This is a genomic window from Pseudoclavibacter chungangensis (assembly GCF_013410545.1).
GTDB classification, from domain to species: Bacteria; Actinomycetota; Actinomycetes; order Actinomycetales; family Microbacteriaceae; genus Pseudoclavibacter; species Pseudoclavibacter chungangensis.
In genome coordinates this window covers 1,886,086-1,899,386 of the sequence record NZ_JACCFV010000001.1, presented here as the reverse complement: position 1 = coordinate 1,899,386, position 13,301 = coordinate 1,886,086, and the positions used below count along the sequence as shown (strand labels likewise).

The 13,301-nt window shown below is 64.8% G+C and carries 10 protein-coding genes, 1 tRNA gene and 1 pseudogene; 5 read left to right on the top strand and 7 right to left on the bottom strand.

The genetic code is table 11. The features are described 5' to 3' along the window. Nucleotides 1-46 precede the first annotated feature (46 nt). Both HNR16_RS08510 and HNR16_RS08505 read right to left on the bottom strand, forming a co-directional pair. Nucleotides 47-2,155, bottom strand: a complete 2,109-nt coding sequence (locus tag HNR16_RS08510) for an RNA helicase (protein WP_225737968.1) — start codon at nucleotides 2,153-2,155, stop codon at nucleotides 47-49. A gap of 149 nt (nucleotides 2,156-2,304) precedes the next feature. Then, complete coding sequence (locus HNR16_RS08505) at nucleotides 2,305-2,514, bottom strand: DNA-binding protein (RefSeq protein WP_158041798.1); 210 nt, start codon at nucleotides 2,512-2,514, stop codon at nucleotides 2,305-2,307. Nucleotides 2,515-2,769: 255 nt separating this feature from the next. Here HNR16_RS08505 and HNR16_RS08500 point away from each other — a divergent pair, with 255 nt between their 5' ends. Together HNR16_RS08500 and HNR16_RS08495 are read left to right on the top strand one after the other, a co-directional pair. Beyond that, a complete protein-coding gene (locus tag HNR16_RS08500; RefSeq protein WP_158041797.1) occupies nucleotides 2,770-4,017 on the top strand; it encodes a hypothetical protein in 1,248 nt (415 codons plus the stop codon). A 96-nt stretch (nucleotides 4,018-4,113) separates the two neighbouring features. Then, nucleotides 4,114-4,191: transfer RNA gene (locus tag HNR16_RS08495), tRNA-OTHER, on the top strand. Here the strand turns inward: HNR16_RS08495 and HNR16_RS08490 are convergent. The 5 genes from HNR16_RS08490 to HNR16_RS08470 form a co-directional block, all read right to left on the bottom strand. Further along, nucleotides 4,154-5,368, bottom strand: coding sequence for a recombinase family protein (locus HNR16_RS08490; protein WP_158041796.1), 1,215 nt, complete (start codon nucleotides 5,366-5,368; stop codon nucleotides 4,154-4,156). The two genes, HNR16_RS08495 and HNR16_RS08490, sit on opposite strands and share 38 nt — an antisense overlap. 48 nt (nucleotides 5,369-5,416) lie before the next feature. After that, nucleotides 5,417-6,733 carry an ISL3 family transposase gene (locus tag HNR16_RS08485; RefSeq protein WP_179558170.1) on the bottom strand — a complete coding sequence of 439 codons (1,317 nt, stop codon included), beginning with the start codon at nucleotides 6,731-6,733 and terminating at the stop codon, nucleotides 5,417-5,419. Between the two features lie 60 nt (nucleotides 6,734-6,793). Next, nucleotides 6,794-7,063, bottom strand: coding sequence for a PDDEXK family nuclease (locus HNR16_RS08480; RefSeq protein ID WP_158042208.1), 270 nt, complete (start codon nucleotides 7,061-7,063; stop codon nucleotides 6,794-6,796). Nucleotides 7,064-7,264: 201 nt separating this feature from the next. Then, entirely contained in the window at nucleotides 7,265-8,071 is an 807-nt protein-coding gene (locus HNR16_RS08475) for a GGDEF domain-containing protein (RefSeq protein WP_158042207.1), read from the bottom strand. An 11-nt stretch (nucleotides 8,072-8,082) separates the two neighbouring features. Further along, nucleotides 8,083-9,756, bottom strand: coding sequence for a DUF262 domain-containing protein (locus HNR16_RS08470; protein WP_158042206.1), 1,674 nt, complete (start codon nucleotides 9,754-9,756; stop codon nucleotides 8,083-8,085). Between the two features lie 222 nt (nucleotides 9,757-9,978). On the opposite strand from HNR16_RS08470, the gene HNR16_RS08465 reads away from it, so the two are divergent. The 3 genes and pseudogenes from HNR16_RS08465 to HNR16_RS08455 all read left to right on the top strand — a co-directional run bounded on the left by HNR16_RS08465 (nucleotide 9,979) and on the right by HNR16_RS08455 (nucleotide 13,295). After that, nucleotides 9,979-11,331: an ISL3 family transposase gene (locus HNR16_RS08465; protein WP_179558092.1), complete on the top strand. Its 1,353-nt coding sequence runs from the start codon at nucleotides 9,979-9,981 to the stop codon at nucleotides 11,329-11,331. A gap of 133 nt (nucleotides 11,332-11,464) precedes the next feature. Next, a pseudogene (locus tag HNR16_RS08460) lies at nucleotides 11,465-12,791 on the top strand (ISL3 family transposase). A 48-nt stretch (nucleotides 12,792-12,839) separates the two neighbouring features. Continuing rightward, a complete protein-coding gene (locus HNR16_RS08455; RefSeq protein WP_179558008.1) occupies nucleotides 12,840-13,295 on the top strand; it encodes a hypothetical protein in 456 nt (151 codons plus the stop codon). The last annotated feature ends 6 nt before the right edge of the window (nucleotides 13,296-13,301 follow it).

Genomic DNA, 13,301 nt, shown 5'->3' with positions numbered 1-13,301 from the left:
AGCTCTTGTTGTTGTCCGGTGCTCATCTCCGGGGGATACGGGCGGCTCAAACCGACACCGCGTCGAAGCGAACGACTCTTTGCCGCTCTTCCGGCGTCAGCGCGCTCTGGGCTGCGAACATGGCCTCATCGAGGGCCCGGGCTCGCTCAAGGTGATCTGCCATGAACGGCCACACCTTGTGCGAGCTGTTCGATGGCAGGCAGGCGCATCCGTGGCCGGTGCGCCAGATGTCGGCGTGGACCCGGAGGTGAGGATCGTCGCGCGCGATGCCGTGGTGCGCGGAGCACATCTCCATCCACTCAACGACATTGCGACGACACGCCTCGACGGCATCGCGGTAGACACGCTCGCGCTCCGACGACGCCTCGTGAGCACGCCGGGAGCGCTCCTCAAGAGGGATGACCTCACCCACATCAGCAAACTCCGCCAGCACGTCCTCGGCCATCAACGGGGACAAAGCCGGCTGAGCGACCCGGTCGTGCTGGGCCACGATCGGCGCGACGGTCTTGACCTCGATCTCACCGCGCACACGTTCCCGCTCGGCGGCGTCCTTGATCGCCTTGCACCGGCGGGCCAACAACTCCAGATCCTGACGCATGTGCTCGTGCCGCTCGTAGCTCTGGTACTCGCGGGTGCCGTTGAGCACGCCGGAGTTCACGAAGATCGAGAACTCGTGCTCGGCAACCGGGATGATCAACGGGAACCTCCGGAACCCCTGGTCCAGGTTCTCCGCTTCGTGCTCGACCCTCACGCCACCCTGCATACTCACGTACTCGCCCGCCAGGCCTCGTAGAAAGGTCTCGTAGTCCTGGGGTCCGGTAACGATGTTCACGCGGTTGAGCAACTGCGTGTGACTGTTCTTGATGTTCACGATGGGCTGCTCGTCAGGGTCCCGCCACGGTCCCAGGATGCGGAAGAGCATGCCGCGGCTCTTGGCCGTGCGAATCATGTCGCCGACACGCATGTCCTCCCAGATGACGACCGGCTCGCCGTCGTAGCCCTCCCACGAAACGTTCTCGCCACCGACCTTGAAATAGGGCCTCTCTGCGTCCGGCGCGAGCGCCCGAGCCAGAGCCTTCGCGAGGAGATCCTTGCCGACCCCACCAGGTCCGAATACGTAGAAGTTCATCACCGACTCAGGGGCGTCCTGATGGGCGAGGAAGTCGCCGCGCAGCTTCTGGAAGTGCGCCAGGTTACCCTTTGCGAAGTACATCGCGGGCTCCTGGTCACGGACCTGGTTGAGTGTCAGCGCCCCCTGTCCAACGGCTTGGAAGAGCTTGCTGAGCTTCGCCCCAGCGCCGCCTTCGGCAGCGTTGTGCCGGGTGGCCATGTGGGCGTCGAGCGCCTTCCCGAAGTCGAAGTTCGCCACCACCCGACCGCGCCCGTACTGGTACTTACCGGGCATGCCCGACTGAGTGCGATCGACCAGGTAGTAGCGCTCCGGCTGGGTGACGCCAGGGATCGCGTTCTTCCCGCGCGACTCGTGCGTCAGGTACTCGGCCAGATCGAAGAACGCCTTCTCGGCGGCGTTGCGACCCCTGTGGGTCTCGCGCCCCTCCTGGGCGGCGACCTCGTTGGGCACGCGCACCCGGGCGCTCGGGATCATGAACGCATCGGAGACCGTGCGGACCGTCGGGCGAGTCTCGGTGTCGAACCACAAGACCATGTGCACGTGGAGACCCTTGAGCCCGATGCAGGTGAACTCGCCGGTGCCCTCATCGACATCGACGAGACGATCACCGTCGTGCCAGACGTAGGCGTAGTGGTGCAGTCGCTCTCCGAGCACCTCGAACCCGGCATCGAGCTGCTCCTGGGTGAGCATCAGCTCGCCCGTCTCCGGGTGGTGCCGGTACTGCATGATCGAGAAGACTCCCGAGCGCGTGCGGGCCCGCTCGACCTGCTTGTCCGACTCGGCCGTCTTCTGGTCCTCGAAGAAGGCACGAGCCGTCTCGACCTCCTCCGGCGTGGAAGCGACGACGAGGGGCTCCACATCGTCGCTTCGATCAGCGCCGGGCACGTCCAGATCGGCGTAGTCCACGGTTGCGGCCGACAGCACGGCCTCCGCGTCAGTTTCTGAAACTGACGCGCGCGAACCCAAGGAGTCGCGCGCGTCTAATGCCTGGTCAGAGAGTGATTCCTGGGGTTGGTCGAACACCGTGCGTCCGTTTGTCCGTTTTCCATCAGCAAGAAGCACCCCCTCCAAAACCGGGTTTTCGACGACAGCGTCGGCAGATCCCCCTCCCTCCTGGGGGGTCGTAGTCGTCTTCTCCAGGTCGGGGGGAGAGGACAGGTGCGACTGAGGCATCACCGGGCACCCCGAGTCACAACGCGGCGGGAGCGCCGGAACGCTTCGAGATCCTCGACCAGGTATGCGACGAGTCCGTCGCCGTACTTGATGTACGCGGGACCGATGCCCAGCGAGCGCCAGTTGGCGAGAGTCTTGGGGGAGGGGCGGCCACCGAGAAAGGCAGAGGCCTGCTCGGTCGAGAGCGCGTCGGTGAGGGTCTTGGGCATGGCGCGGCGAACCTTCGTGCGAAGTTGGTTCGCCGTCTGCGGTTTCCATGATCCGCCGCAGGGACTTCCCAGTCCGTCTTGCTGGGCTCCGGTTAGCCGGTTTAGCTCACCCATGATCCGGGCGGCACGGTCAGCGTCCGCGTCCTGCGGAGCGCCTGAATCCAGGATATGTCCCGATCGGACCCTGCACAACCCACTTGAACCCGGGTGCAGATCACCGTACCGTTCATCTTGACCCTGAGAGGAAGTCACCGCATGGCTCGCGCAGCAACCACCCGCCTCGAACCCGGCCAGCACTCCATCGACCGCGCCAAGCCGTTCCCGCACGGCGACGGCTGGGCGTTGCGGTGGCGTCTGCGCCTCCCCGGCGGCAGACTGCTGGACAAGACCACCAAGGCCCCAACGAAGGGGGAGGTGCGTGCCCGAGCACGCCGCACCGCAGACTCCCTGCTGAAGGCACCAGGTAACGCGAACTGGACTCACACGTCACCGGTCCTCGCCTACATGGAGAACGTCACACTGCCGGCCATCCGCGCCGACCGGCTCGCCGAGGCCACCACCCGGCGCTACGAGCTGGCCTACCGGCTGCTGCGCGGGGAATGCCGCCAGAAGCACAAGCACCTTCACTCGCTTGCTGGCCTCTCGATCCACGACGCGATGCGGCCGCGCAACCTGACACGCTGCCTAGAGGAGATCGGCGAGCTGCACGGCGCGAAGAACGTCAAACATGCAAAGACCGTGGCCAAGAAGTATCTGGCTGGCCCTCTACGCGTCGACGAGCTGCTCGAAGTCAATCCGCTGGCCGACCTCGACGTCGACCTCAGCCGTGCGAAGCGGCCCGCGGTCAGCCGCGGAGGGCAGGCCTTGGCCTTGGAGGAGTACCAACGCGTCATCGAGCATCTCCTCGTGGCCGACCCCGAGAACGTGCCCCAGCCCAAACGCGGGCGCTGGAGCCACGACACTCAGATCCTGCAGCGCGCCCAGGTGATCGACGTCGTGCTGGCCCAAGCGAACACCGGCCTGCGAACCAGCGAGCTGGCCACGCGTCCCGTCGCAGAGTGCACGGTCGACAAAGATGGAACCTTCATCTTCTGGCTGCCCGACACGGCGGTGAAGACCCGCAGAGGCCGACCGGTCCCAGTCCTCGACCCCCGAGTGAGTGCCCGGCTCGCGGCTCGACTGAAGACCGCCAAGGGCGATCAGCTCTTCCCGGCTCCATCGGACCCGAGCAAGGCATGGGATCCTCGCACGCGCGACCGGAAGATCGCCGCGCTGTACCAGGAGATGGCCACGGACCTGAAGATCGACCTATTTGAGTTCGAGCGCGGGCACCTGTGGCGCACCACCTTGAACACGCTGCTGTACGACCGTCTGCCCGAGGCCACGCGCACGCGACTGCTCGGCCACTCCCCGGCCGTCAACCGGCAGTTCTACACCGCGGTGACCGACACCAAGAGCGTGGTTGAGGCCGCCTCCATCCTCCGCGAGAAGCCGGAGATGTAACCGCAGAAGTCACCGCAAGTAGCGGGAACCACCGGGATGTGGCGGGCTCTGCTGGGATACCTGAATCGACAAACAGCCTTGTAAACAGGGCTGAAGCGGGCTGGGGTGCACGGTTGACACTATTGACCAATGCGATTCAAGGGGTCGCAGGTTCAAATCCTGTCATCCCGACCAATACAGGCTTATTCAAACCTTTGGACTGAGTAAGTCGGTACGGCACCGAAGCAGGGTCTTCCGCAGGAATGCGGGAGGCCCTCTTCGTTTTCGTCGGCGTGTGTGCGGCCGAGGTGAGGCGGTGGTGTGTCTGCCACTCGTGGAACGCTTCGTTGATCTCTGTCCGTTCGCTGGTGAGGTGCAGGCCATCTTCGGTGATGAGGACGTTGAGCTTCTTGAAGAACGCGCCGAGGAGGTTGCGTCGGGCGCTGTCGGGCAGGCTCTCGTATAGCTCGCGGGGCTTCTCAAGCAAGTCGATGGAGGCGTAGACGCGGTCGACGCCGCGCTGGATTCGGGCGCCGGTGCGTGCGAGTTTCTCGGCTACGGCGCCCTTCTGCAGGGTGACGGCTTCGAGTCGTTCGCGGAGCTTGCTGCTGGGGAGCTTGCCATCGGCGGCAAGATCGATCAGCCGATCCTCCTGTGCTTCGAGCTTGGCGAGTTGGGTGCGGAGCGCGTCCTTCTCTTCTTGCTCGTGGGACTGCATCTCTTCGAGGGCGTGGCGTACCTGGTCGCGGATCTCGATGAGTTCCTCGGTGTGGAACTCCTCGGCGGCGACAGCTCTGGCGACGGCCTCTTCGACGTCGTCGAGGCGGACGCTGGGCATGCTGCAGAGGCCGCGTTGTTTGGCGGTGCAGAGGTAGTACTCGTAGGTGCCGCCGTGGCCGGTGTTCTGGCTGTAGACGAGGCCGCTGTCGCGCCCGGCTTCCTTGCATTCGGCGCAGTAGAGCAGGCCGCGGAGGAAGTGGAAGTGGGTGCGGTCGCGGTCGCCTTTGCGGTTGCGGCCGTCGAGGATTTTCTGCACGGCGAGGAACAGTTCCTTGGAGATGATCGGTTCGTGGCGTCCCGGGTAGAGGCGTCCTTTGTAGCGGATGACGCCGGTGTAGTACGGATCGCGGAGGATCATCGCCAGCTGGCTCGTGGACAGTGGCCTGGCCGCGCGCTTCGATGAGGGGCGCGTGGTCAGTCCTTGGTGTTCGAGCATGATTTGCAACTGCATGATCGAGTGCTGCCCGGTCGAGTACTGCTCGAACGCCCACCGGATGAGCGGAGCACGGACGGGGTCGACGTCGATGGTGTTGACCAGGCGCCCGTCGAAGTCCTTTCGCGCGTTGAGGTAGCCGAGCTTCGCGCGTCCCACGGTGCCGCCGCGCTCGACTTTATGGGCTCTTCGGACATCTGGTGGGGGTCATGGTGTGAGGCCTCCGGCGGCGAGGAGCATGCGGAGTCGGTAGTTGTGGCGGTTGCGGAACCCTCTGGCGAGGCGGCGGTGGAGCTCGATGATCCCGTTGACGGCCTCGGTGCCGCCGTTCGATGATCTCCCGGTCGTGAAGTAGGCCAGGAACGCTGCCTGCCAACGGCGGAGGGTGCGGCCGAGCCTCGCGATCTCCGGGATCGGGCAGGTGTGAAACGAGTCGACGACCTTCCGGGCGATCCGCCGCCCGGCGGCGAGGTCCTTCTGGTGGTAGGCGGAGCGGAGTTGCTGCGCGCACTGCCATGCGACGAACACCTCGTCGTGCGCGGGATCGGCCTTGATCGTCGTCGCGAGCCTGTTCCGCTGTTTCTCGGTGAGGTTCTCTGCCCCGGCGCGGAGGATCGTCTGGATTCCGTAGAGCGGGTCGCCCTTCCGTCCGCGATGTCCGAGGGTGTCCTGCTGGACACGGCGGCGCACCTCGTCCACAGCGGCGGTGCCGAGCTTGACGACGTGGAACGCGTCGAGCACCGTGGTGGCGTCTTCGAGCTTGTCGTCGATCGCGGTCTTGTAGCCGGCGAACGGGTCCAACGCCGCGACCTGCACGTTCTTCCGGAACGCATCGCCGCGGTCTGCGAGCCAGGACGCGTAGGCCTTCCCCGACCGGCCGGGCACGAGATCGAGCAGTCTGGCCCGCGTCGTTCCGTGGTCGTCGCGGCTCAGGTCGACCATCCCGGTCAGCTCCTTCGGGCCGTGCTTGCGAGGATCGACGTGATGCCAGATGTGCTCATCCACGCCGAGCGTGGTCACGTTCTCGAACCGGGACTCATCGGCCGCCGACTTGACGAGCTCGGGCTCAACCGCGCGCCACACGGTCTTCCACGACGTGTCGAGCTGACGGGCCAGACCGTGAACGGTCGCGTGCTCGCGACGTAGCTGCCCGATCGCCCATGCCACGGCGCGCTGGGTGATCGACCCGCGTCGGGCAACCAGATCCGGAAGCTGCTCCACGAACGTCTTCCGCACGCAATCCTCCTCGCCACACCGCCAGACCCGTTGCCGCCACACAATCCGCACCCGTGTCGTCCCGGGCACGTCATGAAGCACGCGACGGCGCCGGCCGCGACTGGTCGCGATGACTCCACACGACAGGCACCCGATCGGAGCTGCCAGGCTCGAGACCGTCACGACCAGCAGCCCGTCACGGCGCTGGGCGTGCTCGACATAGACACCGGGAAGGCCGAGCAGAACGTCGCAGCGGGAACACGGATCGGCGGAGCGCGCGTCAGCGCACCCCGAGGTAGGGTGAAGCACGTCGAGGTCCTCGGAGTCGATCAGACAGTTAGCGCTACTGATCCTCCGGGATCTCGACCCCTACCCGCCGACCATCACCCGGCGAGCCTCACCCCCACCAAATGTCCGAAGAGCCCGTTTGCGAGTGAACACGATATCCGGGCGCACCCTCCCCTCCGGCAGATCGATGCGGAAGTCGCACCGGTACCGGAACCCGGCCCGGTGCAGCGCAGACCGCAAAGCCAGCTCTGGCTTCGTATCCCGGCGCCGGTTCGCCTGCATGTTCCGGCGGCGACCCTCGCTCGACGCGGCAGGTACATGCCGCCTCTCGTCCTTCTCGCCGCCCACCATGACTACAAGGCTAGGCTCGCGGGAGAATGCGGGCACTCTGAGCCGTTGACATTGACTCTGGAAAAGACACCCCGCTAGGCCGTGAGTTCCTGGAGAGTGGGAATGCAGGCAGGTAACAGAACATCCCTTTGAAGGGCTCAGCGAAATGGGCAGCTCCTGCCGTCTACTCGGGAGAACTTGGTTGTCTGAGAAGGCTATCTTTCATTGGGTCGCGTCGCTCACGTCACTGCTCTTCTTCATGCGCTTCTGCTCGTACATCCGTTCATCTGCATAGCGAATCACGGTGTGTACTTCGTTATCCTCGTCAGGCCAGGTGGAAACCCCCCAGCTGAAGGAGATCTCGCCGGGCAGACCTTGAACAACCTCATCCAACCGCTCTCTGAGCGCTGCCCCGTCCTCGGATCGTTTCATGACGACTCCGAACTCATCGCCGCCGTAGCGGAAAATATGGCATAGATCGTTGGGTAGCGTGCTCGTCAGGTGTGCGGCGACAGTTCTCAGCAGTTCATCACCGGCCTCGTGCCCACCTGGGCCGTCATTGACGGCTTTCAATCCATCTACATCGATGGAAGCATAGTCAAACGTGACTTCGGTCCTAACCCAATCCCTCGTCACTGCCTCCATACGCCGACGATTGCCGAGACGTGTCAATCGATCTTCTTCGGCCTCAGTACGCCATACATCGAGAAGATTGCTCACTGAGGCATCGCCTACCACTGAAAGAACTTGCAGGGCTTCTCGCAAGTCTGCCTGAGGGTCCTTGGAGGCCTCTATCACCAATGTTGCGAGCTGCAGATACGCGGCCTCCGGGTTCCCTTCCCACCCAGACATGGCGAATCCCACCGCGAGTCCGCGCAGGACTGCGTCGGGAGGATGGCCAAGCCCTTGCACCCGGCTCAGCACGTCGGCGATGAGTTGGGCACTGTCCGAGGGGTCGCCCAGTCTGCTAAGAATTGGGTTTGCCCGACATGCGCGCCGCCAGTTCTCGTCAAGCTCCTTCGCGTCCATTTCCTGCCGCCCTAGACAGTGTTCTTTTGGATCGTTGGCCAGACCGTTACAGCAGCTTCAGCCATCTGAGCCTGACGGCTAGCCACGACGTCGGGAGTCACCTGATCCCAGGTCAGCCCGAGCGAGCTGCGCAGCTCGTCATGCGCTTCGAAGAAGGCCAGACGCTCGAGAGGCGCAGAAGGTACCTTCGCGGACAGGTGAGCTGGGAACAGGCCGTAGTTGCCTATGCGGGCACTTAGTTGTTTACGATCATCTTCGGCAACAAAGTCGCCCCATACGCCATTCGGGTCAGTTCGTGGGAAGAATCCGATGGGCACCGAGTCACCATGCCGCAGTGTCGAAATGGCTTCGCCGGAATCAAGCGAGCGAAGAAGGTATCGAAGGTAGGAGATCCGGAGTACTCGTCGTTCCCGGAAAGTTGCCTCGAACTCGCGGTCGCTGGCTACCATTCCATCGAGCTCACGAAAAACTTCCTCAACTGTCCGTGCGCGTTCATTCGAGACTCGGACTGCCGCCTCCGCATAGTAACGCTCAGCACTACCACCACCGATCCCGCCGACGATAAGTCCGCGCACAGACCAGTTGACGATGGAGGCCAGGAGTTCGCCCAGGTCGGTTCCCGGGAACTTCCGCATTGCGGCGATAGCAAGCGGGCGGTACTGCTCAAACCCGAGCTCGAGCAGCACCGCCACAGAACGCGGTGCCATAGCCGGGAGTTCAGCCCAGAGGTAGTGATCCGGGTCAAGCAGTGCAGCATAGGCAGGTGCTGACTTTGCCATTTCGCGCAACACCGACACAGCTTCATCCCGGGCCGAGACGTTGCTCCGCAAGGACTTATACAGGTCTCGTTCTCTGGTCGCACCCTGCCTTGAGCTCCACCATTGACGAATAAACGAAGTGATCTCTTTGGATGTCGCCGTCTCTTCGATCGCGCGTGAGGTCGATACCCACAACTCCTGAGCCAGCGCGATTTCCTCCCTGCTTAGGCCAAGAAGATAGTTCTTTATGAGATCCGAAACCGAGAGTTCCATTCCGCGATCGTTGAGCGTCTCAAAGATGACGAACGCATCTGAGTCATCCGTCACGCTGACGGCAATAACTTGTGTTCGTTTCTCCAAGAGCTCTACCCAGCGAAGGAGCCGATCCTCCCACTTCGGGCCGACGCCTTCCACGTCGTCCACCAGCCGCGCGCTCAATCGCGCGAAAGCATCCGCGAGCGCCGGGCGAGTTTCTGCGTCTTGGGCTGGGGTATCGCGAAGCCTGAGAATATGCGCTTCGAAGAATGCTTGATCCACGGCGTTAAGCTGAAGCTTCGGCTGTGTTCTGTTTTCCAGGAGGGATGGCGCAGCCAGATACAGGGACTGCAACGTTTCGGCACGGCGAACATCGCCTCTATCTCGGAACACGTCCCGTATCGCTGCTAGCAGCATGGACGTCGTAGCCAAACGTTGCTGTCCATCGATAACTGACGCCGCGCCACTGGCCGAACGTCCCAGAACTACTGTGCCAAGGAAATAGAACGGCTGGTCAGTGGTGAGCGCGGCCTTGAGATCAAACCAGTATTCATCAACCTGCTCCCTGCTCCAAGAGTAGTTGCGTTGAAACGCTGGAACTTCGAGCGACTGATCCCTGAGAAGATGCGCAACCCCTCGAAGGCTGATGTCTAACTGTCCACCGTCTTGCATGACTGCCTACTCTCGTCCGTGCGCCTGCTTGATCATTCTGCCGTACACGAGGGTCTAAGCGCGGTGTCAGATGGGGAGGCCGCTCGTTGCCGATAGGTCATACTGGCTCTGCGCATTCTGGGTGGGGTGAGGCGCTCGGGCGTGGCGTGACGGGGTGAGGTGGGTCGAGGCCCGGAGGATCGGTAGCGACCAAGCAACCTGTTCGTCCGGAGACCTCGACCCGTGCCTGATGCTACGCGCTGCGCCGCCGCGCGCCCATGTTCTGCTGTCTACTGTGATCGCTGCGACCTGCTCGTCGGACTCGACGGGCTCCGGGTGGCCGGGGTCGAGCGTCGCGGCGATGGCGTGCTCGTGATCGATGCCGAGTCGCCGCCGGGTCCGGTCGGCTGCCCTGAGTGCGGAGTGGTCGCGGAGTCGGCGGGACGGAAGGTGCTCGTTCTGACGGACGCCCCGATGGGCGGGACTCCGGTTCGGGTCCGGTGGCGCAAGCGCCGCTGGCGGTGTCGCCAGGACGGGTGCGGGGTGCGCTCATTCACGGAGCAGAACCCGACCGTCGCGGCGGCCAACAAAGCGCTGACGGCTCGCGCGGTGGCGTGGGCGGTGGCGCAGATGCGCCGCGAGAACGCGTCAGTGCGCGGTGTCGCTCGGCAGCTGCGCGTCGCGTGGCGCACGGTCTGGACGCACGTGGAGGCCGAGTTGCAGCGCCGCGAGCAGGACCCTGGCCGGTTCGATGGCGTAGAAGTGCTCGGCGTGGACGAGCACCTGTGGCATCACGTGTCCACGAAGCCCGTCGCCGACGGCGGGCGCGGTCCGAAGGAGCTGACCGGGATGGTCGACCTGACCCGAGACGCCACGGGACGCGTGCGGGCGCGACTGCTGGACCTGGTGCCAGGTCGATCCTCGAAGGCGTACGCAGACTGGATCAAGGAGCGGGACGAACAGTTCCGTGCCGGGGTGAAGATCGCAGCTCTTGACCCGTTCGCCGGCTACAAGAAGGCCCTCGACGACGAACTCGACGACGCGACCGCGGTGCTGGACGCGTTCCACGTCGTCAAGCTCGGCACCGCCGCGGTTGATGACGTCCGTCGCCGCGTCCAGCAAGACACCCTCGGCCATCGCGGCTGCAAGGGAGATCCGCTCTACGGGATCCGCAACATCCTCCGCGCCGGACGGGAGCGCCTCACCGACAGGCAGCGGTCCCGGCTCGACGCGGCGTTCGCGACGAGGGAGGAGCACGTTGAAGTTGAAGTCGCCTGGCACGCCGCCCAGCAGCTCCGCGACGCCTACCGGCACCCCAACCTGGTCGAAGGGCACAAGATCGCCGAGAAGGTTCTCGAATCGTTCCCGTCCTGCCCGATCCCCGAAATCGCCCGCCTCGGCCGCACCCTCACCCAGTGGCGAGCCGCGTTCCTGGCCTACTGGGCGACAGGACGCTCATCCAACGGCGGCACCGAGGCCGTGAATGGGCTCATCGAACTCGCCCGCCGGATCGCCCGCGGCTTCACCAACTACGACAACTACCGGCTCCGCATGCTCCTGATCGCCGGCGGACTTGACCCCCTCACCCCCACCTAGAATGCGCAGAGCCTAACCGGCTCTGCGGACATTTGGTGGGGGTGAGGCTCGCCGGGTGATGGTCGGCGGGTAGGGGTCGAGGTCCCGGAGGATCAGTAGCGCTAACTGTCTGATCGACTCCGAGGACCTCGACGTGCTTCACCCTACCTCGGGGTGCGCTGACGCGCGCTCCGCCGATCCGTGTTCCCGCTGCGACGTTCTGCTCGGCCTTCCCGGTGTCTATGTCGAGCACGCCCAGCGCCGTGACGGGCTGCTGGTCGTGACGGTCTCGAGCCTGGCAGCTCCGATCGGGTGCCTGTCGTGTGGAGTCATCGCGACCAGTCGCGGCCGGCGCCGTCGCGTGCTTCATGACGTGCCCGGGACGACACGGGGGCGGATTGTGTGGCGGCAACGGGTCTGGCGGTGTGGCGAGGAGGATTGCGTGCGGAAGACGTTCGTGGAGCAGCTTCCGGATCTGGTTGCCCGACGCGGGTCGATCACCCAGCGCGCCGTGGCATGGGCGATCGGGCAGCTACGCCGCGAGCACGCGACCGTTCACGGTCTGGCCCGTCAGCTCGACACGTCGTGGAAGACCGTGTGGCGCGCGGTTGAGCCCGAGCTCGTCAAGTCGGCGGCCGATGAGTCCCGGTTCGAGAACGTGACCACGCTCGGCGTGGATGAGCACACGCTCCGAGCCTCCCCATCACGTCGATCCCCGCAAGCGCGGCCCGAAGGAGCTGACCGGGATGGTCGACCTGAGCCGCGACGACCACGGAACGACGCGGGCCAGACTGCTCGATCTCGTGCCCGGCCGGTCGGGGAAGGCCTACGCGTCCTGGCTCGCAGACCGCGGCGATGCGTTCCGGAAGAACGTGCAGGTCGCGGCGTTGGACCCGTTCGCCGGCTACAAGACCGCGATCGACGACAAGCTCGAAGACGCCACCACGGTGCTCGACGCGTTCCACGTCGTCAAGCTCGGCACCGCCGCTGTGGACGAGGTGCGCCGCCGTGTCCAGCAGGACACCCTCGGACATCGCGGACGGAAGGGCGACCCGCTCTACGGAATCCAGACGATCCTCCGCGCCGGGGCAGAGAACCTCACCGAGAAACAGCGGAACAGGCTCGCGACGACGATCAAGGCCGATCCCGCGCACGACGAGGTGTTCGTCGCATGGCAGTGCGCGCAGCAACTCCGCTCCGCCTACCACCAGAAGGACCTCGCCGCCGGGCGGCGGATCGCCCGGAAGGTCGTCGACTCGTTTCACACCTGCCCGATCCCGGAGATCGCGAGGCTCGGCCGCACCCTCCGCCGTTGGCAGGCAGCGTTCCTGGCCTACTTCACGACCGGGAGATCATCGAACGGCGGCACCGAGGCCGTCAACGGGATCATCGAGCTCCACCGCCGCCTCGCCAGAGGGTTCCGCAACCGCCACAACTACCGACTCCGCATGCTCCTCGCCGCCGGAGGCCTCACACCATGACCCCCACCAGATGTCCGAAGAGCCATGAAAGTGGAGACACTGATGGCCATGATCGAAAAGCAGGAGCGTGAGGAGCGGCGTCGCGTGCAGCGCGAGGGCGTCCAGGCGTTGGAAGCGTCCGGCGCGTCCACACTCAGCTCTGAGGTGCCAGGAATCCCCGCTCGCGATGATCTGCGTGCTGCACAACTGATCGCCCCGGACCTCGTCCAGCTTGAGCTCCGCTGGCGGCTGCCTGCGCGCCACCGCGACCGCGTGATGCGAGTGATCCGGTCCGTCAGGGAGAAGGTCCGTGAGGGCGCGGCGATCTACGAACTCTGCGATTACCTCGATGTCGGCGTCGTCTGTCGGTCCGCCGCACTGATCTGGATCAGGTCAGACGTGATCCACACGCCCAGCGGCGCTGTGCCACAAGCTGAGGGCCGATGTGTACCTGGATACTACGTGCCGTCGAGGACGAGACCGCGGGCCAATGCGGTCGTCCCAGGCCCGCATGTAGCGTCGTGAGCGATG